Raw genomic sequence first — 26,367 nt, 5'->3', positions numbered from 1 at the left:
TGCCGAGTAAGGAACCGGCCGCCGACTTTTCGGGAAAGGGCCTATTCGTCGTCACGGGGCACCTTGGGCCGACGATTGCGGGTGCGGTTCGGATTGCTCGCGCCGCGCGGCGATTCGCGGGTGAAACGATCGAGGCAGGAGATGATGCCGCGCATGACCTGGATCTCCGTGCCGGTGAAGGAAGGGCGCGTCAGGATGGCGCGCAGGTTCTCCACCAGTTTTGGCTTTTTTTCGGCAGGCCGGAAGTAGCCGCGCGCGTCCAGCGTCTCCTCCACATGATCGAAGAGCCCCTGCAGCTCCTCCTTCTTGGCCGGGCGCTGTGGCAGCGCGTCGAAGGGCGTATCCTCGACGGAGGCAAGGCCGCTCTTCATCCATTCGTAGCTCATGAGGAGCACGGCCTGGGCGAGGTTGAGCGAGGCGAAGGCGGGATTGACCGGAAAGGTCACCAGTTCGTCGGCGAGCGCGATCTCCTCGTTGGTGAGGCCCGTGCGCTCGCGGCCGAAGAGGATGCCGGTCTTTTCGCCAGCGCGGAAGCGCGAGCGCAGATCGTCGGCGGCAACCACGGGCGAGCGAACTTCCTTGTAGCCATAGCGGTCGCGTGCCGTCGTCGCATAGACGAATTCGAGATCGGCGACGGCCGCTTCCAGGGATGGATAGACCTTCGCCGCCTCGATGACGTGATCCGCCTTGCTGGCCGCGGAAATCGCCTTCTCGCTCGGCCAGCCGTCGCGCGGGTTGACCAGGCGCAGCTCGGCAAGGCCGAAATTCGCCATGGCGCGCGCCACCATGCCGATATTCTCGCCGAGTTGCGGATGAACGAGAATGATCGCCGGTCCTTCGGCGATCAGCGTGCGTTCGCTGTTCGTGCCTGCCATGCCCATATGTCCCTAAAGCATGTCACGCAAAAGTGTGCCGCGGTTTTGCGCTACCGACATGCGAAAATCAAAAATCCAAGGCGCCGGAAGCGAATCCGAAGGACCGCGGCGCGCGCGCTTTGGAAAGATGGGCCTCACTGGCACAATACGCCGGAAATGAAAAGCGCCAGCCGCCTATTCCGGGGATTCGGCGGCGCTGCCGCTACCACCGTTGGCGCCAGCCTCGGCGATCTCCAGCATTTCCTTCTTCAGGGAGGCGCCATCCTCGAAGCTGGGACGCTCGATATCGTCGATGACCGCCCTTCCGTCCTCCTCGATCACCTTGAAGACCAGCTTTTCCGGCTGCCAGTCGCTGGCCCGCTCGCCGAAGCAATGGCTGTTGTCGAAGGTCACGGTCACGTCTTCAGCGCCGTTTGCCGGCTGCCCCTCGGCGGTCGCCACGTCCTTCAGCGCGCAGCCGTCCTGTCCGCCGATGATCGGATCGTAGTCGAACGGCGAGCCGCCGTCGTCATAGGCCGGGAACTTCGCCGCCTCCTTGTATTTCGCGACGAAATCCTTGCTGTAGAGACGCTTCAGGAAATCCTCGGAGAAGTAGTCGGTATAGGGCGGCGGCGTATCGGTATCCGTGCCCATGTCCTGCCAGTTGGCCGTGGCGGCCGCCATGACCTCCGCGACGGGCGCCTTGAAATCGGCAGCCTCGACGGAAACGGGAAGCAGAAGGGCGAGCGCCACGAAACCGAAACGCGACATCATATTCTCCATTGGATGACGGCGGACCGGAGCGGCCGCCCGAGAGCCTTCCTGAAACGGAATTTTGGCGAAACTTATTCTCAACCCCGGCGAAAATAAACCGTCTCGGTAATTGGTTGTCTTTGCCTTCCCGGCCGCGAGTGCTATAGGGCCAAGCGTTCCTTTCAAGTCCACGATCCGGGGCGCTAGGCCCCGACAAAACACGAGGCTCTCCATGGCAAAGATCAAGGTCGCCAACCCCGTCGTCGAACTCGACGGCGATGAGATGACGCGCATCATCTGGCAGTTCATCAAGGAAAAGCTGATCCATCCTTACCTGGATATCGACCTCCACTATTACGACCTCGGCATGGAAAACCGCGACGCCACCGACGACCAGGTGACGATCGACGCGGCGAACGCCATCAAGAAGCATGGCGTCGGCGTCAAGTGCGCCACCATCACGCCGGATGAAGCCCGCGTCGAAGAATTCAAGCTGAAGAAGATGTGGAAGTCGCCGAACGGCACGATCCGCAACATCCTCGGCGGCGTCATCTTCCGCGAGCCGATCATCTGCAAGAACGTGCCGCGTCTCGTTCCGGGCTGGACCAAGCCGATCATCGTCGGCCGCCACGCCTTCGGCGACCAGTACCGCGCCACCGACTTCAAGTTCCCCGGCAAGGGCAAGCTGACGATGAAGTTCGTCGGCGAGGACGGCAAGGAAATCGAATACGACGTGTTCGACGCCCCGTCCGCCGGCGTCGCAATGGGCATGTACAACCTCGACGATTCGATCACCGAATTCGCCCGCGCGTCGTTCAACTACGGCCTGCAGCGCAAGGTGCCGGTCTATCTCTCGACCAAGAACACCATTCTCAAGGTCTATGACGGCCGCTTCAAGGACATCTTCCAGCAGGTCTTCGACGCCGAATTCGCCGACAAGTTCAAGGAAGCCAAGATCTGGTACGAGCACCGCCTGATCGACGACATGGTCGCCTCGGCGCTCAAGTGGTCCGGCGGCTATGTCTGGGCCTGCAAGAACTATGACGGCGACGTGCAGTCCGACATCGTCGCCCAGGGTTTCGGTTCGCTCGGCCTGATGACGTCGGTTCTGATGACACCGGACGGCAAGACCGTCGAAGCCGAAGCCGCCCACGGCACGGTGACGCGCCACTACCGCCAGCACCAGAAGGGCGAAGAAACCTCGACCAACTCGATCGCCTCGATCTTCGCCTGGACGCGTGGCCTTGCCCACCGCGCCAAGCTGGACGGCAATGCGGAGCTGGCCAAGTTCTCCGAAACGCTGGAACGCGTCTGCGTCGAAACCGTCGAATCGGGCTTCATGACCAAGGACCTCGCGCTCCTCATCGGTCCCGACCAGCCGTGGCTCTCCACCACCGGCTTCCTCGACAAGATCGACGAGAACCTCAAGAAGGCCATGGCGGCCTGAGCCTGAAACGAGACTTCGGAAAGCCCGGCCCAGCGCCGGGCTTTTCTTTTGCATGCCCTTGCGCACCCCGGCCCGCGCCCTATTCTCCCCTCGCCATAGGAGGAGGATACCATGGCCGAAGAGCTTGTTTTCTATAGCAACCCGATGTCGCGCGGGCGCATCGCCCGCTGGATGCTGGAGGAGGTCGGCGCGCCCTACCGCACCGAATGGCTGACCTTCGAAGGCTCGATGAAGGCGCCAGAATACCTTGCGGTCAATCCCATGGGCAAGGTGCCCGCCATTCGCCACGGCAAGACCGTGGTGACGGAAGCCGCCGCCATCTGCGCCTACATGGCCGACGCCTTTCCCGAAGCCGGCCTTGCCCCGCCGGCAAACCTGCGCGGGGACTATTATCGCTGGATGTTCTTCGCAGCGGGTCCGGTTGAAATGGCGGTCTCGCTCAAGGCCTTCGGACTCAGCGTGCCGAAGGAACGCGAACGCAGCATCGGCTGCGGCAGCTATCAATCGGTGCTGGACGCCCTCTCCTTCGCCGTCACCCGCACGCCCTATATTGCCGGCGACACCTTCACCGCCGCCGACGTCTATGTCGGCTCGCATATCAGCTGGGGCCTGCAGTTCGGCTCGCTGGAAACACGGCAGGAATATCAGGCCTACTGGGACCGTCTGAAGGATCGCCCGGCCTATCTGAAGGCCAAGGCGATCGATGACGAGGAGATGCATCGGCAGCTCGAAGCGATGAAGAAGAGCTAGGGCTGGCTGTCTTTGCCGCTTCTCTTTTCTTTCGTGGTGGTCGGGTTCGGCCCGAACGCCCAGCACCCGGTGTATGGGGATCCTCGGGCCGAGCCTGAAAGCGACAGGTCGGAACAATCACCTGCTGCAACGCTCCGCGCCGTGCTGCCGGCCTCAGGCCACCGCCGCCGCCCGCTGGAGCGGCAGGCAGATTTCCGTCAGGAGCTCGTTCGGCGGAACCTCGCGCGGATTGTTGAGATAGGTCTCGAACATCACCTCGTCGCGGATCGAGCGGCCCGAGGCGGGAAGCCATGTGGCGTAGAGCCAGCGATAGGCCGCGCCCATATTCGCATATGGCCCCTGGTGGCGCAGCACCGCGTAGTCGCCTTCTGCGAGCGTGCGGCGCACGAGCGGCGCCTCGGCAGGAACCTCCGCGCCCGCCGTCACGCAGGCGAAGGAGCGCAGTTTCGCCTCCGGCACAAGATCGGGATCATCAAGGAAGATGCCGATCATGCGCATGTCCGGCCGGAAGATGTTGCGGGAAAAGAGCGCGCCGTAAAGCGCCTCGAAGGCCTTTCCGATGCCCATATAGGAGCCGGAATGGGGAACCGCGAGCAGCGTCTGCTCGGGCATGGTGCGAATGGTCACGTCGAACATGCGGGAAGACTCCTTGTCCTTTTCGGGTTCATAGGCGCGATGGGAGCCCTCCTTGCGGTAGCGTGCCGGCGGCAGGCCGTAGACTGCGGCAAAGGTACGGTTGAAGGACTGGAGGTTGGGGTACCCCCATCGCGCGGCGATGTCCCGGACGGAGCGGTCGCTGCGCACCAGATCGCCCGCCGCACGGTGCAGACGCAACCGGCGGACGGTACCCGCCAGCGTCTCGTTGTGTACGGCGCGGTAGACGCGGTGCCAGTGATAGGCGGAAAGGCAGGCGATCTCCGACAGCCGGTCGAGGTCGAGATCCTCTTCCAGATGCTCGTAGATATAGGCGGAAACCCTGAGCAGGCGCTTTTCATAGGCTGTCCAGATCTCGTTTTCACTCATGCCGTTTTCCTCTCGCCGGAACGCATTCAATCAAGCACGGCGCGATTTCACAAATCCTGCGCTTCTTCTTGCTCTGCAAATTTCGCATAGCCTTGCCTTGTGTCATTGCAAAAACGGGCGACTCGGCGTGAGATGCCCGCGCCGGCCCCTTTCTCCATCCTCCGGCCTTTCGAGGCACCCATGACCGATACCCTGATGCCGAAGCTCGCCAGCGTTTTCGCGGAGGGCTACGGCCCCGCGCGTTTCAAGGCCGATGCGCTGTCCGGCCTCACGGTGGCGATCGTCGCGCTGCCACTGTCCATGGCGATCGCCATCGCCTCGGGCGTCACGCCGGATCGCGGTCTCTACACCGCCATCATCGGCGGTTTCCTGGTTTCCGCCCTCGGCGGCAGCCGGTTTCAGGTGGGCGGGCCGGCCGGCGCCTTCATCGTGCTGGTCTCGGCGACGGTCGCCCGCCACGGCGTCGAGGGCCTGCTGCTTGCCACCCTGCTTTCCGGCATCCTGCTTGCGCTTGCCGGCTATCTCAGGCTCGGCAAATACATCAAGTTCATCCCCTATCCCGTGACGGTCGGCTTCACGGCCGGCATCGCCGTCATCATCTTCGCCAGCCAGATCGGCGAGCTGTTCGGCCTGAAGCTGGACGGGCGCGAGCCGGGGCCGATCCTCGACAAGCTCGAAGCACTATGGATCGCCCGGCCGAGCTTCAACCCGGCCGCCTTCGGCGTCGCCGGGCTTACCGTCGCCGTCATCCTCCTCCTGCGCCGCTTCCGCCCGAGCTGGCCGAACCTCCTCATCGCCGTCACCGTCGCCTCGTTCGCCACCGCGCTCCTCTCGCTGCCGGCAGATACGATCGGCAGCCGGTTCAACGGCATTCCGCGTGGCCTGCCCTTGCCGGCGCTACCGTCCTTCTCGCCGGAACTCGTCATCGCCGTGCTGCCGGATGCCGTCGCCTTCGCCCTGCTCGGCGCCATCGAATCGCTGCTCTCGGCCGTCGTCGCCGATGGCATGACGGGGCGCAGGCACCGCTCCAGCATGGAACTGGTCGCCCAGGGGGTCGCCAATGTCGGCTCGGCGCTGTTCGGCGGCATCTGCGTGACGGGCACCATCGCCCGCACCGCAACGAATGTGCGCTCCGGCGCCACCAGCCCGGTCTCAGGCATGCTGCACGCGCTCTTCCTGCTGCTCTTCATGCTCGTCGCCGCGCCGCTCGCCAGCTACATCCCGCTCGCCGCGCTTGCCGGCGTGCTCGCAGTCGTCGCGTTCAACATGGTGGAGCGCCCGGCCATCGCCGCCCTCTTCCGCTCCTCGCGCGGCGATGCGGCAGTGCTCGTCGTCACCTTCCTGCTCGTCGTCTTCCGCGACCTGACGGAGGGCATCGTCGTCGGCTTCCTCATCGGCGCGGTGCTGTTCATCGATCGCATGGGCAAGGCCGTCGCCATCCGTGAGGAGACCGTGCCGCGCGTCGTGCGCGCCATCGAGAATGCCGGGGAGGACAGCGGCCTGCCCGAACGGCCGGTCGTCGCCAACGATCCGGACACCGTGATCTACCGCATCAGCGGCGTCTTCTTCTTTGGCGCAGCCGCCAGCGTCGGCTCGGTGCTCGACCGCATCGCCGACCAGCGGCGCAACTTCGTGCTCGACTGCGCCGACGTGCCGCTGCTCGATTCGACCGCCGCCAGCGTCATCGAAGGCCTGGTGCGCAAGGCAGAGCGGGCCGGCGTGCGCGTCTTCATCACCGGGCTGAAGCCCGACATGCGCCGCCTGCTGGAAGCCCACGAGCTGCACGCCCCGCGCGTCACCTTCACCGCGACGGTGGAAAGCGCGCTGGAGGAGATCGCGACCTTCCCACCATCGCGCTGAAGCTATCCGGGCAGGCGCGTAAAGAGGATCTCTGAAAGGCCTCAGCCGGTGCGGGCAACATCCGCCGTGACAGGCGTCTTCATGCGCTCGGCGAGACCGGGAAGGCCCAGCGAGGGCGCCGCACGCTTCACCTGGTTGCGGCCCGCCTCCTTGGCCGCATAGAGCGCGCCGTCGGCCGCCGAATGCAGGCGGTCGAAATCCGCCCCGAAGGTCGCGACATCGGCTAGGCCGATGCTGACCGACACGGCGATCTCATGCTCTTCCGTGGGGATCGGCAACGCGGCCACCGTGTGCCGCAGCCCCTCGGCGAAGGGTTCGGCACAGGCCATGTCGCGCCCGGGCGCAAAGAGCGCGAACTCCTCGCCGCCGAAGCGGCAGAACAGCATGCCCGTTTCGAGACGCGCGGCGACCAGCGCGGAAAACCGCTTCAGCACGAGATCGCCCGCGACATGGCCGTAGGTGTCGTTGATCGCCTTGAACCGATCAAGGTCGAAAATCATCAGCGTGCCCTGCGGCCGGTCGGCAAGCCGCTTCTGCATGTCGTCCAGGAAGGAGCCGCGATTGGCGATGCCGGTCAGCGCATCGGTGCGCGAGGCCTGGCGGTAGAGCGCCTCGCCGCGCTCCTTGATCAGCACCAGCATAGCGACGGCGGCCAGGATCGTGTGGGCGAAGAGTTCCAGCGAGAAGAGTGCAAACCAGGCGGAATAGGCGGTGCCATGGCCGAAGGCCGCGGGCAGCATGATCGCCATGGGGATGCGCAGACCGTAGATGACGCCGTGGCTGACGAAGAAGGCGGCAGCAAGCGTGCGGGTCGGCAGCGGCTCGGCGCGGCGCCCGCGCCAGATATCGGCGCCGATCCACAGCGAATAGGCCGCGATGATGACCGAGGTGACGATGATGCGGTTGTTCACGTCCGCCGTCACCTGCGGCACGAAGAGATAGGCAAGAGCCCAGAAGAGCGGGCCGGAAAGGATGACCGCAAGATGCGCGCGGCGGCGGTCGAAGACGCGAAAACCGGCCCACATGAAGGCGTAGCCGAAGGCGGCGAGCAGATTGCCGAGGCCGACGGTGAGGAGCGGCGGGCCCACGGCACGAAGGGCGAAGAGCAGCGTGCAAAGCGAGCCGACCCACATGGACAGGCACCAGTAGCCGGCTGCCCTGTGCCGCCGGTCCGTCAGCCAGAGCTGCAGCATGAAAATCCCGACGATGGTGGTCGACAGGAACGTACAGATCATCAAGGTTGAAATACTGATGACGTCTTCAATCAAAACACCCACTCCGCACGCGCAGGATGCTAGGGGCAAACCTTGAAGACTTCGCAAACAAAAGCGGCGGGCCGAAGCCCGCCGCCATGATCCATTTGCATTCCGGTCCGGCCGGTCAGCCGGCGATCGCGCCGGCGACCGCCTCGATCGCGTCGCCCGCCTTGGCGCCATCCGGGCCGCCGGCCTGCGCCATGTCCGCACGCCCGCCGCCACCCTTGCCGCCAAGCGCCTCGGAGGCGCGGCGCACGAGGTCGACAGCGCTGAACCGGCCGGTAAGGTCTTCGGTGACAGCGACAACGGCGCTCGCCTTGCCGTCGGCCGAGACGCCGACGAAGGTGACGATGCCGGAGCCGAGGCTCTTCTTGCCGTCGTCGGCAAGGCTCTTCAGGTCCTTCGGCTCGACGCCTGTGACGACCTTGCCGAGATATTTCACGCCAGCGACCTCGCGCACGCTGTCGTCGCCGCCGGCAGTGCCGCCCGACAGCGCCAGTTTCTTCTTCGCCTCGGTCAGTTCGCGTTCCAGCTTGCGGCGCTCCTCGACCAGCGCCTCGACGCGGGAAAGCACCTCGCCCGGCTGCGCCTTCAGCGTGGTGGCGAGCGATTTGACGCGCTCGTCCTGTTCGGCAAGGTAGGCCCGGGCCGCCTCGCCCGTCAGCGCCTCGAGGCGGCGCACGCCCGAGCCGACCGCGCTTTCCGAAAGGATGCGCACGAGGCCGATCTCGCCGGTCGCCGACACGTGCGTGCCGCCGCAAAGCTCGACGGAATAGGGCCGGTTGGCCTTGGCGCCGTGCAGGCCGGTGCCCATGGAAACCACACGCACCTCGTCGCCGTATTTTTCGCCGAAGAGCGCCATGGCGCCCTCCGCGATCGCGTCGTCCACCGTCATCAGGCGGGTGGTGACCGGGGCGTTCTGCACGATGATCTCGTTCGCCATGTCCTCGATGACGCGCAGCTCCTCCGCCGACATGGGCTTGGGATGGGAGACGTCGAAGCGCAGGCGCTCGGGCGCGACCAGCGAGCCCTTCTGGGCGACGTGGGTGCCGAGCACCTCGCGCAGTGCCTCGTGCAGCAGGTGGGTGGCGGAGTGGTTGGCGCGCAGCCGCGAACGGCGGGCATGATCCACCGTCAGGGCGACAGCGTCGCCGACGGCAAGCTTGCCGCTCTCGACGACGGCACTGTGGACGAAGACGCCCTCGCCCTTCTTCTGCGTATCGGTCACCGCAAGGCGCGCATGGTCGCTGACGATCACGCCCGTATCGCCCATCTGGCCGCCCGATTCGCCGTAGAACGGCGTCTGGTTGACGACGATCTGGACGCTGTCGCCGGCAGTGGCGCCGTCGATCGTCTTGCCGTCCCGGACGATCGCCTGGACGACGCCCTCGGCCGTCTCCGTGTCATATCCGAGGAATTCGCTCGCGCCGTGCTTTTCCTTCAGCTCGAACCAGACGGCTTCCGTCGCCTTGTCGCCGGAGCCGGACCAGTTCGCGCGCGCTTCCGCCTTCTGGCGCTGCATCGCATCGTTGAAGCCGGAAAGGTCGACATGGATGTCCCGGGCGCGCAGCGCGTCCTGGGTCAGGTCGAGCGGGAAGCCATAGGTATCGTACAGCTTGAACGCGGTCTCGCCATCCAGCATGTCGCCTGTCTTGAGCGTCACGGTGGCATCCGAGAGCAGCGACAGGCCGCGCTCCAGCGTCTTGCGGAAACGGGTTTCCTCAAGCTTCAGCGTCTCGGAGATCAGCGCCTCGGCCCGCACGAGTTCGGGATAGGCGCGGCCCATCTCGCCGACGAGCGCAGGGAGCAGCGACCACATCAAAGGTTCGCGGGCGCCGAGCAGCTGCATGTGGCGCATGGCGCGGCGCATGATGCGGCGCAGGACGTAGCCACGGCCTTCGTTCGACGGCAGGACGCCGTCGGCGATCAGGAAGGCGGAGGAGCGCAGGTGATCGGCGATGACCCGGCAGCTCGCTGCCGCTTCGCCCTCGGCCTTCGTGCCGACGGCCTCCTCGACGGCCGAGATCAGCGTGCGGAAAAGATCGGTCTCGAAAACGCTCTGCACGCCCTGCAGGATGCAGGCCATGCGCTCGAGGCCCATGCCGGTGTCGATCGACGGGCGCGGCAGCAGACTGCGCTCGCCGGGCGCCGTCTGGTCGAACTGCATGAAGACGAGGTTCCAGAATTCGAGGAACCGGTCGCCATCCTCTTCGGGCGAGCCGGGCGGGCCGCCCCAGACATGCTCGCCCTGGTCGATAAAGATTTCCGAACAGGGGCCGCAGGGACCGGTGTCGCCCATCTGCCAGAAGTTGTCCGAGGTCGGGATACGGATGATCCGGTCGTCGGAAAGGCCGGCGATCTTCTTCCAGAGGATGGCCGCTTCCTCGTCCTCGGAATAGACCGTCACGAGCAGCCGGTTCTTCGGCAGATCGAACCCCTTCGTCACCAGCGTCCAGGCAAGCTCGATGGCGCGCTCCTTGAAATAGTCGCCGAACGAGAAGTTGCCGAGCATCTCGAAGAAGGTCAGGTGCCGCGCGGTATAGCCGACATTGTCGAGGTCGTTGTGCTTGCCGCCGGCACGCACGACCTTCTGGGCTGTCGTCGCGGTGGAATAGGGACGTGATTCCAGGCCGGTGAAGACGTTCTTGAACTGCACCATACCGGCATTGGTGAACATCAGCGTCGGGTCGTTGCGCGGCACGAGCGGGCTGGACGACACGATCTCGTGGCCGTTCTTTCGGAAATAGTCGAGGAAAGTCGACCGGATCTCATTCACGCCGCTCATATCGCGTCCTTCATCTCTGCCCTTTTGCGCCGGAAAACCGGCGCATCACCCACCCAATTCACTGCAACGATGGCGAAACCGCCTCGCCGGCCGGAGTGCCCGCCCGGAAGACCCGTCAAGGTCGCCCATCCGCGAATTCCGTCGAAACCGCCCGCGCCTGCCGCTTAGAGGAGGCGGAAGGTCGAAAACCTTGGCGCGCGCGAGAACTGAAGGCTTTTATCGCCCGCCTCGGCCCCTGTCCAGACACCAAAAAACCGGCCTTTCGCGAAGAAGAGGCCGGTCTTCGATGTTTTTGCGAAACCGTTGCGCGGCGATTACATGCCGGCCGCGTCGTCCGCGTCGTTCGGATCCGGTCCGCCGTTCTCCAGGAAGCGGTCGGCGATCAGGCCGGCATTCTGGCGCAGCGCCGTCTCGATCTCGCGGGCGAGATCCGGATTGTCGCGCAGGAACGTCTTGGCGTTCTCGCGGCCCTGGCCGAGACGCTGGCTGTTGTAGGAGAACCAGGCGCCGGACTTTTCCACGATGCCCGCCTTGACGCCGAGGTCGATGAGCTCGCCGGTCTTGGAAACGCCCTCGCCATACATGATGTCGAACTCGACCTGCTTGAAGGGCGGCGCCATCTTGTTCTTGACGACCTTGACGCGCGTCTGGTTGCCGATCACCTCGTCGCGCTCCTTGACGGCGCCGATGCGGCGGATGTCGAGGCGGACGGAGGCATAGAACTTCAGCGCGTTGCCGCCCGTCGTCACTTCCGGCGAACCGTAGACGACACCGATCTTCATACGGATCTGGTTGATGAAGATCACCATCGTGTTCGACTTGGAGATCGAGGCGGTGAGCTTGCGCAGCGCCTGGCTCATCAGGCGCGCCTGGAGACCCGGCAGGCTCTCGCCCATCTCGCCCTCGATTTCGGCGCGCGGCGTGAGCGCGGCGACCGAATCGACGACCAGCACGTCGACGGCGCCGGAGCGCACCAGCGTGTCGGTGATCTCGAGCGCCTGCTCGCCGGTGTCGGGCTGCGAGATGAGAAGGTTTTCAAGATCGACGCCGAGCTTGCGGGCATAGACCGGGTCGAGCGCGTGTTCGGCGTCGACGAAGGCGCAGATGCCGCCCTTCTTCTGGGATTCGGCGATGGTCTGCAGCGCAAGCGTCGTCTTGCCCGAGCTTTCCGGGCCGTAGATCTCGATGATACGGCCCTTGGGCAGGCCGCCGATCCCGAGCGCGACGTCGAGACTGAGCGAGCCCGTCGACACCGTCTCGATCTCGATGACGCTGTCCTTGCCACCGAGCTTCATGATGGAGCCCTTGCCGAAGGAGCGCTCGATCTGGGAGAGTGCCGCTTCGAGTGCCTTGCTTTTATCCACTGCTTTATCCTCTACGAGCCGCAAAGTGTTCTGTGCCATTTCGTCCACCTTTAGGTTATTGAAGCAAGACAGGCAACGAAGCCGTCGATGAAAGCTATGTACACATTTTGTTCTCTTTTTGCAAGGTCCATTCATCCATTTGAATGATTTCGTGAATCGAGCGTGTGTTCTCTTTTCGTTTAGGGCTGTTGAAAGCCGTGGCGGAACAAGGGTGTACCCGCGCAGGGTCTGCACGGTTGCAGGCGAATCGTGCCGCGGGAATGAAGGAAGACGATGACGGGAAAGACGATACTGGTGATGGGCGGCGCCCATGTGGACAGGCGCGGGCGCATTGCCGGCGAGACGGCGCCGGGGGCGAGCAATCCCGGCGCCTGGTTCGTGGAAGCGGGTGGCGGCGCGTTCAATGCGGCGCGCAACCTCGCCCGGCTCGGCCGGACGGTGCGGCTCGTCTCGCCGCGCGGCGGCGATGCGGACGGCGACATCGTCGCGGCGGCAGCGGAAGCGGCGGGGGTCGAGGACACGCCCTTCACCTTCCTCGACCGGGCGACGCCGAGTTATACGGCGATCATCGAGCGGGACGGCAACCTCGTCATCGCCCTGGCGGACATGGAACTCTACCGCCTCTTCTCGCCGCGCCGCCTGCAGCAGCGGGCGATGCGCGATGCGGTCGCTGCGGCGGGGCTGATCCTCACCGATGCCAACCTGCCGGCCGAAACGCTGGCGGCCATGACGACGGCGGCGTGCGTCGCAGGTGTGCCGATCGCCGGAATCGCCATTTCACCGGCCAAGGTCCCGCGGTTCGCCGCTAGCCTTCCCGCCCTCGCCTTCCTGTTCATGAACGAGGCGGAGGCGCGCACACTGACGGGCGCAGCACCGGACAATCCGGCCGACTGGCCGAAGGCGCTGCGCGCAACCGGCCTTTCCGCCGGTGTCGTGACGCGCGGCGGCCGCGGCGTCGTCGCCTTCGATGCAAAGCGCGCCGCATGCGTTGCGCCGCCGGAAGCCCCCGCGCTCGGCGACGTCACCGGTGCGGGCGATTCGCTCGCCTCCGGCTTCCTCGACGCCTGGATCAGCGGCCACGAGATCGGCGAGGCGCTGCGCCACGGGGTTGCCGCCGCGGCGATCACCGTGCGCTCGCCGCTCGCCGTCGCCGAAGAAATGTCGCAGGCGGCGCTTCAGGCCGCACTTTCCCTTGTGCCGGAGGCCGAAGGAATGGCATGAGACTTTTTTGCCGAAATTCCTGCAAGGACCTCGCATGACCAGACCCGTTTCCACCCTCCTGCCGATGCAGTATTCGGACGAAGTCGCCGCCGCCAAGAGCCGCGGCGCGCCGATCGTCGCGCTCGAATCGACGATCATCACCCACGGCATGCCCTATCCGGGCAACCTGAACATGGCCCGCAGCGTCGAGCGCATCATCCGCGAGGAAGGCGCCGTGCCGGCGACGATCGCCGTCATCGACGGCATCCTGCATATCGGCCTCGACGATGCGACGCTGGAAACGCTGGCGCAGACCGAGGGCGCGATGAAGCTGTCGCGCGCCGACCTCGCCTTCGCGATCGCCGAGCGCCGCACGGGCGCGACGACCGTTGCGGCGACGATGATCGGCGCCGCCCGCGCCGGCATCAAGGTCTTTGCGACCGGCGGCATCGGCGGCGTGCATCGCAAGGCGGAGGAGACCTTCGACATCTCCGCCGACCTCGACGAACTGTCGCGCACCGGCGTCATCGTCGTCTGCGCGGGCGCCAAGGCGATCCTCGACATTCCGAAGACGCTGGAAGTGCTGGAGACGCGCGGCGTGCCCGTCATCACCTACGACAGCCCCATCTTCCCGGCCTTCTGGTCGCGCGATTCGGGGCTCAAAAGCCCGCTGACGCTGAACAGCCCGGCCGCCATCGCCAATTTCCAGAAGGTGCGCGACCAGCTCGGCGTCGACGGCGGCATGCTGATCGCCAATCCGGTGCCGGAGGCCGACGAGATCGCCCGCGAGGAGATGGAGATCTACATCGCCCGCGCGCTCGACAATGCCGAACGCGACGAGATCGCCGGCAAGGCCGTGACGCCCTATCTGCTCGACAGCCTGTTCCGCCTGACGGACGGCCGCAGCCTCAAGACCAATATTGCGCTCGTCGAGAACAATGCGCGCCTCGCGGCGGAAATCGCCGTGGCGCTGGCGGACTAAGCCGCCCTGCGGGGCAGCCGCACGGCCTGCCCTGCTCCCTCCGGTCAGCCGGACACCTCCCCCAACGACAAGGCCCCCGCGTCTGGAATGAAAGCGGCGCCGCATTCTCCTTCTTCCCTCATGGAAAAGGGCAATGCGGCAATGTCGAATTCCAGATGCGATTGCTTGCCGTCGGAGAGGTGCGGGCAGCCCCGCCCCTCATAGAAACGAAAACGGCGGCAGCGCGTTTTCTCGCACTGCCGCCGAAAGATGCGTCGTGGCTGATCAGCCCCGCAGGATGCCGCGGCCGGCGTATTTCGCTTGGGTGCCGAGCTGCTCCTCGATGCGGATCAGCTGGTTGTACTTGGCGGTGCGGTCGGAGCGGGCGAGCGAGCCGGTCTTGATCTGGCCGCAGTTGGTCGCGACGGCGAGGTCGGCGATCGTCGAATCCTCGGTCTCGCCCGAGCGGTGCGACATGACGGCGGTGTAGCTTGCCTTGTGCGCGGTCTCGACGGCGTCGAGCGTTTCGGAGAGCGAGCCGATCTGGTTGACCTTGACGAGGATCGAGTTGCCGACGCCCATCTTGATGCCGTCGCGAAGGCGCGCCGAGTTGGTCACGAACAGGTCGTCGCCGACGAGCTGCACCTTTTTGCCGATCTTGTCGGTCAGCGCCTTCCAGCCGTCCCAGTCGTCTTCCGCCATGCCGTCCTCGATCGAGAAGATCGGGTACTTTGCGGCAAGCTCGGCGAGGTAGTCGGCCATGGCGCCCGGCTCCAGCGTGCGGCCTTCGCCTTCCAGCACATACTTGCCGTCCTTGAAGAACTCCGTCGAGGCGCAGTCCAGCGCGATGAACATATCCTCGCCCGGGCGGTAGCCGGCCTTCTCGATCGACTTCATGATGAAGTCGAGGGCGGCGGGGGCGGAGGCGAGGCCCGGCGCAAAGCCGCCTTCGTCGCCGACATTGGTGTTGTGGCCGTCGGCGGCAAGCTGCTTCTTCAGCGTGTGGAACACTTCCGAGCCCATGCGCACGGCGTCGCGGATATTGTCGGCGCCGACCGGGACGATCATGAATTCCTGGAAGTCGATCGGGTTGTCGGCATGCGCGCCGCCATTGATGATGTTCATCATCGGCACGGGCAGGATGCGGGCGTTCGGGCCGCCGACATAGCGGTAGAGCGGCAGGTTGGCCGCTTCCGCGGCGGCCTTGGCGACGGCGAGCGACACGCCGAGGATGGCATTGGCGCCGAGGCGGGCCTTGTTCGGCGTGCCGTCGAGCTCGATCATCGTCTGGTCGATCTCGATCTGGTCTTCCGCATCGAGGCCGCCGATCGCTTCGAAGATCTCGCCGTTGACGGCGGCGACGGCGTTCTCGACGCCCTTGCCGAGGTAACGCTTGCCGCCGTCGCGCAGTTCGACGGCTTCATGCGCGCCGGTGGAAGCGCCCGAGGGAACGGCCGCACGGCCGAAGCTGCCATCCTCGAGATGCACGTCCACTTCGACGGTGGGGTTGCCGCGGCTGTCGAGAATCTCGCGGCCGATGATGTCGATGATTGCAGTCATGGATATCGTCCTGTTCCGGGGTTTATAAATCGATTAAAATCCACTTTTAATCGACGATGCAGAAATTACAATGGCGTTTCCGCAGCAGAAAAACGGATGACATGCCTCCATGTCATCCGTTTGAAATGTCAGGCCTTGGCGATGTCGTCGAAGGCGACGAGCTTTTCCAGAAGGCGCGGCATGTCCTTCAGGTGCACCATGTTCGGCCCGTCGGAGGGGGCGTTGTCCGGGTCCTCGTGGGTCTCCACGAAGAGGCCGGCAATGCCGACGGCGATGGCCGCGCGCGCCAGGGTTTCGACGAACCGGCGGTCGCCGCCCGTCGAGCCGCCCTGCCCGCCCGGCTGCTGCACCGAGTGCGTGGCGTCGAAGACGACCGGCGCGCCGAGCGAGGCCATGATCGGCAGCGAGCGCATGTCGGAGACGAGCGTGTTGTAGCCGAAGGAGGCGCCGCGCTCGCACAGCATGACGTTGGGGTTGCCGCTCTCGGTGAACTTCGCCAGCACGTTCTTCATGTCCCAGGGCGCCAGGAACTGGCCCTTCTTGACGTTGATCGCGCGGCCGGTCTTGGCGGCGGCGACGAGCAGGTCCGTCTGGCGCGACAGGAAGGCGGGGATCTGCAGGATGTCGACCGTCTCGGCGACGACGGCGCACTGCTCTTCCGTGTGGATGTCGGTGACGACCGGGAAGCCGAAATCCTTCTTGAGGTCGGCGAAGATTTCCAGCGCCTTTTCAAGGCCGATGCCGCGCTTGCCGGAGAGCGAGGTGCGGTTCGCCTTGTCGAAGGAGGACTTGTAGACGAGGCCGATGCCGAGCTTGTCGGTCATCTTTACCAGCGCCTCGGCCATCATGTAGGCGTGGTCGCGGCTCTCCATCTGGCAGGGGCCGGCGATCAGCGAGAAGCGCTTGTCCTGCGCGAAGGTGACCTTCTTGGCGCCTTCGCCGACGACGACGGTGGAATTGGTGTTCATCTCATTCTCCGAAGACAAAGAGGACGCCCTGCCCCGGTGCCGGCGGCACGAGGAGACGGTTGTCCCGTTTCTGGAAGGCGATGCCGCGCTCCATCAGGAGACGCTCGCATTCCGCTGTATTTTCAACCTTGAAGACGACCGCGCGCCCTTTCAGGCCGCGATCCGTGCCGGCAACCGGCGCGATCCCGTAAAATCCCGCAAGGCCGGCATCGTTGAGCACGGTGATGCGCCCGCGCGGCGTATCGACGGACATGCCGAACGACAGGGCCTCGACCTCGCGCTCGTCGGCCGCCTCCTGCACCAGATACTGAAAATCCGTCGGATTCTGCTCCGACAGGACGACCTCGGACAGGGCGATGACGCCGTTCTCGTGGGCCTCCAGCGCCTTGCGGTCGGCCGGCAGCGGCAGGATGCGCTGCGAGGCGAAGAAGAAGAAATCGGGGCTGCGCAGGTCGGCGGCAAAGGCAAGGCGGAAGCTGCCGGTGGCGCTGGTCCCGTCGGGCAGCAGCATGTCGCGGGAAAATTCCAGCACCTCGCCGCCGGAAAGGCCGGCCTGGGTGTAGCGCTGGTCGTCCTCCCAGGCATCGCCGCTCGCCATGGCAATGCCGGAAAAGCCCTCAAGGCCGCGGCGGAAGCGGAAGGCCTGGTCGCGCGCGACGAAGACGTTGCCACCACGCGCCGCTTCCTCGCATTCCTCGCGGTTGGCGATGCCGAGCGGCTCCAGATAGGCGCCGTCGGCAAGGAAGACGCAACAGTTTTCCGTGCCGAAAGGGTGGCGGGCGTCCCTGGCGACGGTGAAGCCGAGCGCGGTCAGGCGCTCGCGGGCCACCCCGAGGTCGGACACCGGCAGCACCAGATGGTCGATCGGGCGGGGCGTTCTCGAACTCACGGTCATGGCGAAAAATCCGGCGTGTTTCAGGCGCCCCGTGCTTTGCCCGCTTTCGGCGCGCAATGCAAGCGCCAGCACGGCCCGCCGCGCCTTGCGGGAACTTTTCCGCCGTCCGGCCATTGCGGATGCGCCCCTCGGCACAGGAGCCCGCCCATTCCGAGATCCCGCGACATCACCCGCCAGCGCGACCTGCATGAAGCCCGCCCTCTCTGGGCCGGTTCGCCGCGCCTTGCGCTGCGCACGCGGCAAAGGCCGTCACGCGCCGACTACGACGTCGTCATCGTCGGCGCCGGGATTTCCGGGGCGCTGATGGCCCATGCACTGGCGGATGGCCGGCGCGCCATCCTCGTCATCGACCGGCGTCCCCCCGTGCAGGGCAGCACGCTCGCCAGCACCGCGATGATCCAGCACGAGATCGACCTCCCGCTCTCCAGGCTCTCGGACATGATCGGCGCGCCGAAGGCCCGGCGTGCCTGGCAGCGCTCCGCCCGTGCCGTCGAAAGCCTGTCTGAAATCGTCGCCGATCTCGGCCTCTCCTGCGGTTTCGCGCGCAAGCAGACCCTGTTCCTCGCCGGCAAGGCTTATGGCCGCCGGGCCCTGCAGGAAGAGGCCGAGGCGCGCCGCGCGGCCGGCATTGCGGCCGACTATCTCGACGCCACCACCCTTGCCGAACGCTTTTCGATTGCGCGCACCGGCGCCATCCTCAGCAACGTCTCCGCTGCGGCGAACCCGGCGCAGCTGGCCGCCGGCATCCTGCGTGCAGCGATGACGCGCGGCGTCGAACTCGTCAGCCCGCTCGAAATCACCGATCTGCGCAGCACGGCGGACGCAGCCTTTCTGGTGACGGCCGAGGGGCGGATCTTCTCTGCCCGCCATGCCGTCTTCTGCTCCGGCTACGAATTTCTGAAGGCCGTCGCCGACGAAAACCACGCCATCGTCTCCACTTGGGCGCTCGCCACGCCGCCGGGCACCACGCTGCCGGACTGGCTGAAGACCTGCATCGTCTGGGAGGGCGCCAACCCCTATCTCTACCTCCGCCGCACGCGCGACGGACGGCTGATCGTCGGCGGCGAGGACGAGGGCAGCGCCGAGGCCTATGCTTCAACAAAGAAGCTCCGACAGAAGGCAAAAACCATCCGCCGCAAGGCGGAAAGCCTGCTCGGCCTCGCCCTGCCGGAGCCCGACCACGTCTGGGCGGCCCCCTTTGGCACCACCCGCACCGGCCTGCCGCTGATCGGCCGTGTGCCGGGCTTGAAAAATGTCTTCGCCGTCATGGGCTTTGGCGGCAACGGCATCACGTTCAGCCAGATCGCCGCCGAGATCGTCTCGTCCGCGATCGCCGGCCATGCCGATGCGGATGCCGACCTCTTCGCCTTCCCAGGCCGCCGGACTTGACGAAGCGCCAGTCCGGCCGGCCGATATTCCCCTTCCGTTGGATGGCTGGAGACGGAAAGGCGGGTTATGCTCGCCGGACATCGATGAAACCGGACTGCCATGCTGCTTGCCATCCTCTCCGATATCCACGCCAACCGCGAAGCCTTCGAAGCCGTGCTCGCCGCCGTCGAGGGCGCGGGGGCCGACCGGCTCGTGCTGCTCGGCGACATCGTCGGCTACGGCGCGGATCCGGAATGGTGCGCGGAACAGGCGATGATGCTTGCCGCAGGCGGCGCCATCGTGCTGCGCGGCAACCATGACGAGGCCGTCGGCAATCTCGCCGTCTCGATGAATCCGACCGCCACCTTCGCCCTCGAATGGACGCGCCGCCAGCTCGGTGGCGAGACCCGCGCCTTCCTCGCCGCCCTGCCCTTCGAGGCGCGCGAGGGCGACTGTCTCTTCGTACATGCCGATGCCAGCGCGCCGTCCGACTGGAACTATGTGCTCGATGCCAGCGATGCCGGCCAGCACCTTTCCGCCTGTGCCGCGCGTGTCAGCTTCTGCGGCCATGTGCACAAGCCGGCGCTCTATTCCACGGCGCCGGGTGGCAAGGTCACGCATTTTCGCCCCGTCGCCGCCACGCCCGTGCCGTTGCTGATGCAACGCCGCTGGCTCGCGGTGATGGGTTCCGTCGGCCAGCCGCGCGACGGCGATGCCGCGGCCGCCTACGCGCTCTACGACACGCAAAGCGCCGAGATTCGCTTCCAGCGCGCCGCCTATGACGTGGAACGGGCGGCGGAGAAGATCCGGGCGGCCGGGTTGCCGGCCTCGCTCGCCGACCGGCTCTTGCGGGGGCGCTGATGGTCAAGGCGCGGCTGAAACCCGGCGATGTCATCGACGGTTTCCTGATCGAGGACATCGCGCACAATGGCGGCATGGCCCGCATCTGGCAGGTGTCGCGGCCCGATATCGACTTCCCGATCCTCATGAAGGTGCCGGTCATCGGCGAAGGCGACGACCCGGCGGCCATTGTCGGCTTCGAGATGGAGCAGATGATCCTGCCGCGCCTGTCCGGCCCGCATGTGCCACGCTTCGTCGCCAATGGCGATTTTTCGACACTGCCCTACATCGTCATGGAGCGCCTGCCCGGCGCCTCGCTCTATCCGCTGCTGGAGCGCCTGCCGCTGCCGCCGGAGGAGGTTGCCGCGCTCGGCGCGAAGATCGCCGTCGCGCTCGATTCGCTGCACCGCCAGCACGTCGTGCATCTCGACCTGAAACCTTCCAACGTCATGTTCCGCGAAACCGGCGAGGCGGTGCTGATCGACTACGGCCTTGCCCGCCACATCCACCTGCCCGACCTGATGGACGAGCAGTTCCGCCTGCCCTACGGCACCGCGCCCTATATGGCGCCCGAACAGGTACTCGGCACCCGCAGCGATTTTCGCAGCGACCTCTTCGCGCTCGGCGTCCTTCTCTACTTCTTTGCGACCGGCGAGCGTCCCTTCGGCGATCCGCAGCGCCTGAAAGGCCTGAAGCGCCGCCTCTGGCGCGACCCGCTGCCGCCGCGCGCCCGCAATGCCGCCATCCCGCCGGCCTTGCAGGAGGTCATCCTGCGTTGCCTGGAGGTCAACCCCGCCTGGCGCTATCCGAGCGCCGCCCAGCTCGCGCTCGACCTGCAGGACCTGCCCGCCGTCAAGCTGACGGCCCGGGCGGAAAAGATGACGCGCGACCCGTTCGGGATGGTGTTGCGCCGCCGCTTCAATCCGGTGCCCATAGAGACCGTCAGGCCGCAGACCGCCGAGGCGCAGCTCGCCAATGCGCCGATCGTCGCGGTGGCGATCGACCTTGCCGCCGGCACGCCTGATCTTGCCGACGCCATGCACAGGACCGTCGCCCGCATCATCGAGAACACGCCGGACGCCCGCATCGCCTGCATCAACGTCCTGAAGATCAACCGAATCGCCATCGACACGTCCCTCGACGAGGAGGGCCGCAACAAGCATGTGATGCGCCTCGTCGCGTTGCGCACCTGGTCGACGGGCCTTGCCGTCCCCGGCGGCGGCATCACCTTCCACGTGCTGGAGGCCGTCTCGCCGGCCGACGCCATCCTCGACTATGCCCGCGAAAACCACGTCGATCACATCGTGATGGGCGCGCGCGCCGAATCGGCCATGCGCTCCATGCTCGGCAGCGTCTCCGGCGAAGTCGCCGCCCACGCCCCCTGCACCGTCACCGTCGTGCGCAACCGTGCCCGTCCCCGATAGGTCAGGAGCGGAACCGCTTGCGGTACTCACCCGGCGTCAGCCCGACGATGCGGGCGAAGACTTTCCGGAAGGCGCCGGGATCGTTGTAGCCGACGTCGAGCGCCACGCGGTCGACGGAGCGCGTGGTGAATTGCAGGTGCTCCTGCGCCTTCGCCACTCTCAGGCGCTGGCAATAATCCGTCGTCGTCAGCCCTGTCGCTCTTCGGAAGCGCCGCAGGAAGGTGCGCTCCTCCAGCCCGGCCTGCGCGGCGAGCAGGTCGAGGCCGATCTCGCGCGCCTCGCTCGCCTGCAGGAAATGCTGCACCTTCAGGATCGCCGCATCACCATGCAGCAGGCGCGGCGAGAAGGTGCTGTAGTAGCGCTGCTCGCGGCCCGGCGGATCGATGACGAACTGCCGGGCGATCTCCAGCATGACCGTCGGCCCGAGGAACCGGTCGATGAGTTTCAGCCCGAGATCGACCCAGGCCATCACGCCGCCGGCCGTGACGATGTCGCCGTCGTCGGCAAGCAGCCGGTCGGTATCGACGGTGACGTCGCGAAACCGCCGTTCGAACGTCTCGGCGATCACCCAGTTGGTGGTAATCGTCCTGCCGGCGAGAAGCCCCGTCTCGCCCAGAAGGAAGGCGCCCGCGCAGATCGAGGCGAGCTGGATGCCGCCTGCATGGCATTCGCGCAGCCAGGCGGCAAAGGGCGCCGCCTCCTCGCGCCGGATCGGATCGCCGAGCGCCGGGGGAAGCACGAGGACACAGGGGCGCGACCCGTCGCCGCTCCCTGCCTGCGCGTCCACCCGCGCCGGTTTGCCGTCTTCCAGCCGCCAATGGCTGACGGTGAGCACAGGCCCTGCCCGCCCCTTCTTGCGGCCGAGCTCCATCGCCGACTGGAAGAGGTCGGTCATGCCGAGCACGGCGGCCATCTGCACGCCGGGATAGAGAACCAGTCCGATCTCGGCGTCACGCACCATGTCACTTTCACCCCGGATTATGTCGGTCCCGCCAATGGCGAGAGATGGCAGGCCCGGGGCAGAATGTCCACATCATCCATCGCCTGCAAAAAGGAACCGCCATGAGCAAACGCGCCATCATCATCGTCGACCTGCAGAAGGACTATCTTTCCTCCGGCAGCTTCGCGCTGACGGGCATCGATGCCGCCGCCGCCAATGCCGCGCGCGTCGTCGAGGCGGGGCGCGGCAAGGGTGACCGGATCATCCATGTCCACCACATCGCGAAGGACGCCGCTTCGCCGCTCTTCGCCCCGGGCACGGACGGCATCCAGCCGATCCCGGCCGTCGCGCCGCGGCAGGACGATACGGTCATCGTCAAGAACTATCCGAACTCCTTCCGGGAGACGGCGCTGCACCAGATCCTGCGGGACGGCGACATCGAGGATGTGGTGGTCGTCGGCGCGATGAGCGACGTCTGCATCGACGCGACGGCGCGCGCCGCCGCCGATCTCGGCTACAACCTCACCGTCGTGCACGACGCCTGCGCCACGCGCGACAAGGCCTTCGGTGATTCGGTCGTCCCGGCTCGCCAGGTGCATGCCACCATCATGTCGGCGCTGGAGTTCGGCTACGGCAAGGTCACCACGACCGCCGATTTCCTGTCGTAACCCCCGGCAACCGCCGTCCTCGTCCCGGGCAAGAAGGTTATCGCACAGGGAAGGAAGCCGTTGCCACATCTCCCTTCTCCCCACGGGGGAGAAGGGAAGAATGACAATGCCGCATACGGTCCGGCCCAGGCCGGGGCGGTCTGTGGAGCGGCGGGCACGGCGCCGCTGGAGCCATCGCACCGCCCGTCATTCCCCTGTCATGTGACGATGGTGTCTCTTCGCGCGTGAATGCACCCCGGCGGCCGCATCCTGATCCGGCGCCCAGCGGAGTACGCGTGAATGGATACGGCTCAGGCCCTGGCCCTTGCCTCGGGCGCCCTCGTCGCCACCAACCTCTTCAGCATCCTCATCGCCGGCAAGCGGCTGAAACCGACAGGCGCACTGCCGCCCGGGATCGACGAAAAACCGCCCGTCTCCATCGTCGTTCCCGTGCGCGGGATCGAGAACTTCTCCACGGAGACGCTGGACCGCGCCTTCCGCCTCACCTGGCCGGACTACGAGCTGCTGTTCTGCGTCGCCCATGGCAGCGATCCCGTCGTGCCGCTGATAGAGGCCGCCGCCGCGGCCCATCCGCATGTCGCCGCGCGCGTCCTCGTCGGCGACGATCGCGTCAGCGCCAATCCAAAACTCAACAACTGCGTCAAGGGCTGGCAGGCGGCGCGGTACGACTGGGTGGTGCTCGCCGATTCGAACGTCCTGATGCCGCCCGACTACATCCAGCACCTGATGGGCGGCTGGCGCAGCGATTCAGGCCTCGTCTGCTCGACGCCGCTCGGCTCGCGGCCGGAAGGGTTCTGGGCCGAGGTGGAATGCATGTTCCTCAACACCCAGCAGGCGCGCTGGCAATATGCCGGCGAGGCGCTCGGCCTCGGCTTTGCGCAGGGCAAGAGCATGCTGTGGTACAAGCCGATGCTCGATGCCAATGGCGGCATCCAGGCGCTGAACGCCGAGATCGCCGAGGACGCCGCCTCGACCAAGCTCGTCAGCCGGCTTGGCCTCAAGGTGCACCTCGTCTCCTCGCCCTTCGAGCAGCCGCTGGGGCGGCGCAGCGAACAGGAGGTCTGGTCACGCCAGTGCCGCTGGTCGCGCCTGCGCCGGGTCACCTTCCCCGCCTTCTTCAGCCCGGAAATCCTGCTCGGCGCCGTCCCGCCGCTGCTTCTCGCGCTTGCCGCGGTGCTCGTCGGCGGCGCGCCGCTGCTGCCCGCCATGTCGCTCGTGCTCGCCGGTCTCTATCTGCCGGAGGCTGCCCTTGCGCGTTCCAAGGGCTGGCGGCTGTCGCGCTGGTCCGTGCCGGCGATGATGGTGCGCGACGTCATGATGCCGGCCATCTGGCTGCGCGCCTGGATCGGCGGCGCCATCGACTGGCGCGGCAACACGATGACGATCGGCACGACGGCCTGCGAGCTGAAGGAAGCGCCGGCGGGGCCGTGAGCGACCCTCAGCCCTTGATCCGCAGCCCCTCGAGCAGCGTCCGGAACCCCTTGACCGCGCGCTTCGAGGTTTCTTCCGGATCGTCCGACTTGGCGATCCACAGCGCGGCATGGCTGCTCGCCCCGTTGATCAGCCGGGCGGCGGCCTCCGTGTCTATGTCCGCCATCACCCCGTCGGCCTTCAGTAGCTCGATGCTGCGGCTGAGGGCGGCGATGCAGCCGTTGTTGGTCGGCCATTGCGAGATGTCGCCGAGCACCGCCGGTCCGTCGCGGAACATGATGCGCTGGATTTCCGGCTCCAGCGCCATCTCGATATAGGCGACGCATTCCTCGACGAAGCCCTGCCAGCGGTTCGGCGCCTCGGCCGAGATCCGGTTGAGCCGGACCGACATTTCCGCATCGACCTGCTGGACCACTGCCTGCAGAAGTCCCTTCTTGTCACCGAAATGGTGGTAGAGTGCGCCGCGTGTCAGCCCCGCCCCCGCGGTGAAGTCGTCCATCGACGCAGCGGCGTAGCCCACCGTGCCGAACGCCTGGCGGCCGGCGGCGATCAGCTTTGCCCTTGTTTCGGCGATCATTTCCTCACGCGGCTTGCGCATGGCGTCTCCTCATTCACATACGCCGCGTATTTTATTTGACATACGCGTCGTATGCAACTATCTCTTCAACATACGCCGCGTATGTAAATATCGGAACCGCCCATTCCCAGGAGCAGGCCATGTCCAACCCCTACAAAGAAATTTTCAGCGTGCCGGGAACCAAGACGTTCTCCGCCGCCGGCTTCCTCGCCCGCCTTCCCATCGCCATGGCGCCGATCGGTATCGTCGCCATGCTCTCGCAGACCCATGGCGAATACTGGCTTGCCGGCGCCGTCTCCGCCACCTTCGCGCTCACCAACGCGCTCATCGCGCCGCAGGTCTCCCGCCTCGTCGACCGCTTCGGCCAGGCCGCGGTGCTGACGCCCGCGACCATCGTCTCCGTCCTCGCCTTTCTCGTGCTGATAGCCGCCACGCACCAGGGCTGGCCGGTCTGGACGCTCTTTGCCTCCGCCTTCCTTGCCGCCACCATGCCCAGCATGCCGGCCATGCTGCGCGCCCGCTGGACCGAGATCTTTCGCGACAGGCCCGAGCTCAACACCGCCTTCGCCTTCGAATCGGCGGCCGACGAGCTGGTCTACATCGCCGGCGCGTCGCTCTCCGTCGGCCTTGCCGTCGCCCTCTTCCCCGAGGCCGGCATGCTGATCAGCACCGCCTTCCTCGCCGTCGGCACGCTCGCCTTCGTCCTGCAGCGCGCCACCGAGCCCGCCATACGCCATGTCGCCGGCAGCCCCCCGCAAAAATCGGCGATCCGCCTGCGCGCCGTCCAGGTCATCACGCTCGCCCTCGTCTTCGTCGGCTCGACCTTCGCGACCGCCGAGGTCAGCGCCGTCGCCATCACCAAGGAACTCGGCCAGCCGAATGCCGCCAGCCTCGTCATCGGTGTCTATGCCATCGGCTCCTTCGTCGTCGGCCTCGTGCTCGGTGCCCTGAACCCGAAGATGGCGCTGCAGAAGCAGCTGATGATCGCCGTCGCCGTGCTGGCGCTCACAGCCTTGCCGCTGCCCTTCGCCGATACGGTGCCGCTGCTCGCCTTGGCTGTCTTCGTCAGCGGTGTCGCCATCTCGCCCACCTTCATCACCGCCTTCGGCCTCATCGAGCGTCGCGTGCCGGCCGCCATGCTGACGGAGGGCATCACCTGGGTCACGACCGGCATCGGCATCGGCATGGCGCTGGGCGCGTTCGTCGCCGGCTGGGCGGTGGACAATTTCGGTGCCCAGAACGGCTTCTGGGTCTCCGTCGCCGCCAGCATCAGTGCGGCAATCACCGTCGGGATCGGCCAGCGGATCCTCGCCGGCGAGGATCCCGACGACGGGATCGACGCCCTCGTCCAGGCGGCCGAATGACAAAAAGCCCGGCAGAAATGCCGGGCTTTTTTCATAGTGTTGGAAGCCTGCCTCTCCCGTCGTCACCCTCGGACTTGAG

22 protein-coding genes are annotated in these 26,367 nt (G+C 66.3%); 11 read left to right on the top strand and 11 right to left on the bottom strand.

Annotation, left to right across the window (positions count from 1 at the left end; all coding sequences use genetic code 11):
• Window positions 1-41: 41 nt before the first annotated feature.
• Both K0P03_RS08345 and K0P03_RS08340 read right to left on the bottom strand, forming a co-directional pair.
• Window positions 42-875, bottom strand: a complete 834-nt coding sequence (locus tag K0P03_RS08345; RefSeq protein ID WP_272789350.1) for an RNA methyltransferase — start codon at window positions 873-875, stop codon at window positions 42-44.
• A 174-nt stretch (window positions 876-1,049) separates the two neighbouring features.
• Window positions 1,050-1,625 (bottom strand): hypothetical protein, encoded by a 576-nt coding sequence (locus tag K0P03_RS08340; protein ID WP_023514529.1) that lies wholly within the window; start codon window positions 1,623-1,625, stop codon window positions 1,050-1,052.
• A 214-nt stretch (window positions 1,626-1,839) separates the two neighbouring features.
• On the opposite strand from K0P03_RS08340, the gene K0P03_RS08335 reads away from it, so the two are divergent.
• Window positions 1,840-3,054 (top strand): NADP-dependent isocitrate dehydrogenase, encoded by a 1,215-nt coding sequence (locus tag K0P03_RS08335; RefSeq protein WP_023514528.1) that lies wholly within the window; start codon window positions 1,840-1,842, stop codon window positions 3,052-3,054.
• 111 nt (window positions 3,055-3,165) lie between these two features.
• On the top strand, window positions 3,166-3,804 hold the full coding sequence (locus tag K0P03_RS08330; protein ID WP_272789349.1) for a glutathione S-transferase family protein: 639 nt from the start codon (window positions 3,166-3,168) through the stop codon (window positions 3,802-3,804).
• 153 nt (window positions 3,805-3,957) lie between these two features.
• Here K0P03_RS08330 and K0P03_RS08325 read toward each other — a convergent pair whose 3' ends face one another.
• Window positions 3,958-4,827, bottom strand: coding sequence for an AraC family transcriptional regulator (locus tag K0P03_RS08325; RefSeq protein WP_272789348.1), 870 nt, complete (start codon window positions 4,825-4,827; stop codon window positions 3,958-3,960).
• A gap of 180 nt (window positions 4,828-5,007) precedes the next feature.
• On the opposite strand from K0P03_RS08325, the gene K0P03_RS08320 reads away from it, so the two are divergent.
• A complete protein-coding gene (locus K0P03_RS08320) occupies window positions 5,008-6,687 on the top strand; it encodes a SulP family inorganic anion transporter (protein WP_272789347.1) in 1,680 nt (559 codons plus the stop codon).
• Between the two features lie 41 nt (window positions 6,688-6,728).
• Here the strand turns inward: K0P03_RS08320 and K0P03_RS08315 are convergent, their stop codons facing one another.
• The 3 genes from K0P03_RS08315 to recA all read right to left on the bottom strand — a co-directional run bounded on the left by K0P03_RS08315 (window position 6,729) and on the right by recA (window position 12,131).
• On the bottom strand, window positions 6,729-7,955 hold the full coding sequence (locus K0P03_RS08315; RefSeq protein ID WP_157255835.1) for a GGDEF domain-containing protein: 1,227 nt from the start codon (window positions 7,953-7,955) through the stop codon (window positions 6,729-6,731).
• A 112-nt stretch (window positions 7,956-8,067) separates the two neighbouring features.
• The gene (gene alaS / locus K0P03_RS08310; RefSeq protein WP_272789346.1) at window positions 8,068-10,728 is read right to left on the bottom strand and encodes an alanine--tRNA ligase; all 2,661 of its coding nucleotides are present in this window, start codon (window positions 10,726-10,728) and stop codon (window positions 8,068-8,070) included.
• Window positions 10,729-11,042: 314 nt separating this feature from the next.
• On the bottom strand, window positions 11,043-12,131 hold the full coding sequence (recA, locus tag K0P03_RS08305) for a recombinase RecA (protein WP_023516798.1): 1,089 nt from the start codon (window positions 12,129-12,131) through the stop codon (window positions 11,043-11,045).
• Window positions 12,132-12,365: 234 nt separating this feature from the next.
• Here recA and K0P03_RS08300 point away from each other — a divergent pair, with 234 nt between their 5' ends.
• Both K0P03_RS08300 and K0P03_RS08295 read left to right on the top strand, forming a co-directional pair.
• A complete protein-coding gene (locus K0P03_RS08300) occupies window positions 12,366-13,313 on the top strand; it encodes a carbohydrate kinase family protein (RefSeq protein WP_272789345.1) in 948 nt (315 codons plus the stop codon).
• A 34-nt stretch (window positions 13,314-13,347) separates the two neighbouring features.
• Window positions 13,348-14,274 carry a pseudouridine-5'-phosphate glycosidase gene (locus K0P03_RS08295; RefSeq protein WP_272789344.1) on the top strand — a complete coding sequence of 309 codons (927 nt, stop codon included), beginning with the start codon at window positions 13,348-13,350 and terminating at the stop codon, window positions 14,272-14,274.
• A gap of 264 nt (window positions 14,275-14,538) precedes the next feature.
• Here K0P03_RS08295 and eno read toward each other — a convergent pair whose 3' ends face one another.
• From eno to K0P03_RS08280, 3 genes are all read right to left on the bottom strand, one after another.
• Window positions 14,539-15,813 carry a phosphopyruvate hydratase gene (gene eno / locus K0P03_RS08290; protein WP_272789343.1) on the bottom strand — a complete coding sequence of 425 codons (1,275 nt, stop codon included), beginning with the start codon at window positions 15,811-15,813 and terminating at the stop codon, window positions 14,539-14,541.
• A gap of 128 nt (window positions 15,814-15,941) precedes the next feature.
• Entirely contained in the window at window positions 15,942-16,781 is an 840-nt protein-coding gene (gene kdsA / locus K0P03_RS08285; RefSeq protein WP_272789342.1) for a 3-deoxy-8-phosphooctulonate synthase, read from the bottom strand.
• A gap of 1 nt (window position 16,782) precedes the next feature.
• Window positions 16,783-17,676, bottom strand: a complete 894-nt coding sequence (locus K0P03_RS08280) for a VOC family protein (protein ID WP_272789341.1) — start codon at window positions 17,674-17,676, stop codon at window positions 16,783-16,785.
• Between the two features lie 147 nt (window positions 17,677-17,823).
• Here K0P03_RS08280 and K0P03_RS08275 point away from each other — a divergent pair, with 147 nt between their 5' ends.
• From K0P03_RS08275 to K0P03_RS08265, 3 genes are all read left to right on the top strand, one after another.
• Window positions 17,824-19,065: an NAD(P)/FAD-dependent oxidoreductase gene (locus tag K0P03_RS08275; RefSeq protein WP_272790460.1), complete on the top strand. Its 1,242-nt coding sequence runs from the start codon at window positions 17,824-17,826 to the stop codon at window positions 19,063-19,065.
• Window positions 19,066-19,164: 99 nt separating this feature from the next.
• Window positions 19,165-19,905: a metallophosphoesterase family protein gene (locus K0P03_RS08270; protein ID WP_272789340.1), complete on the top strand. Its 741-nt coding sequence runs from the start codon at window positions 19,165-19,167 to the stop codon at window positions 19,903-19,905.
• The gene (locus K0P03_RS08265) at window positions 19,905-21,308 is read left to right on the top strand and encodes a serine/threonine protein kinase (RefSeq protein ID WP_272789339.1); all 1,404 of its coding nucleotides are present in this window, start codon (window positions 19,905-19,907) and stop codon (window positions 21,306-21,308) included. Before K0P03_RS08270 ends, K0P03_RS08265 begins: the two co-directional genes overlap by 1 nt.
• A gap of 1 nt (window position 21,309) precedes the next feature.
• On the opposite strand, the gene K0P03_RS08260 is transcribed toward K0P03_RS08265, so the two are convergent.
• A complete protein-coding gene (locus K0P03_RS08260; protein ID WP_272789338.1) occupies window positions 21,310-22,269 on the bottom strand; it encodes a GlxA family transcriptional regulator in 960 nt (319 codons plus the stop codon).
• A gap of 101 nt (window positions 22,270-22,370) precedes the next feature.
• On the opposite strand from K0P03_RS08260, the gene K0P03_RS08255 reads away from it, so the two are divergent.
• Both K0P03_RS08255 and K0P03_RS08250 read left to right on the top strand, forming a co-directional pair.
• On the top strand, window positions 22,371-22,916 hold the full coding sequence (locus K0P03_RS08255; protein WP_272789337.1) for a cysteine hydrolase family protein: 546 nt from the start codon (window positions 22,371-22,373) through the stop codon (window positions 22,914-22,916).
• Between the two features lie 279 nt (window positions 22,917-23,195).
• The gene (locus K0P03_RS08250) at window positions 23,196-24,347 is read left to right on the top strand and encodes a ceramide glucosyltransferase (protein WP_272789336.1); all 1,152 of its coding nucleotides are present in this window, start codon (window positions 23,196-23,198) and stop codon (window positions 24,345-24,347) included.
• Between the two features lie 7 nt (window positions 24,348-24,354).
• On the opposite strand, the gene K0P03_RS08245 is transcribed toward K0P03_RS08250, so the two are convergent.
• Complete coding sequence (locus K0P03_RS08245; protein WP_272789335.1) at window positions 24,355-24,945, bottom strand: TetR/AcrR family transcriptional regulator; 591 nt, start codon at window positions 24,943-24,945, stop codon at window positions 24,355-24,357.
• A gap of 119 nt (window positions 24,946-25,064) precedes the next feature.
• Between K0P03_RS08245 and K0P03_RS08240 the strand changes: the two genes are divergently transcribed.
• Entirely contained in the window at window positions 25,065-26,288 is a 1,224-nt protein-coding gene (locus K0P03_RS08240; RefSeq protein WP_130516041.1) for an MFS transporter, read from the top strand.
• Window positions 26,289-26,367 lie beyond the last annotated feature (79 nt).

The sequence above is a fragment of the Shinella sp. HY16 genome (genome assembly GCF_028534175.1).
Taxonomy (GTDB): Bacteria; Pseudomonadota; Alphaproteobacteria; order Rhizobiales; family Rhizobiaceae; genus Shinella.
This window is presented reverse-complemented; position numbering and strand designations above follow the sequence as displayed.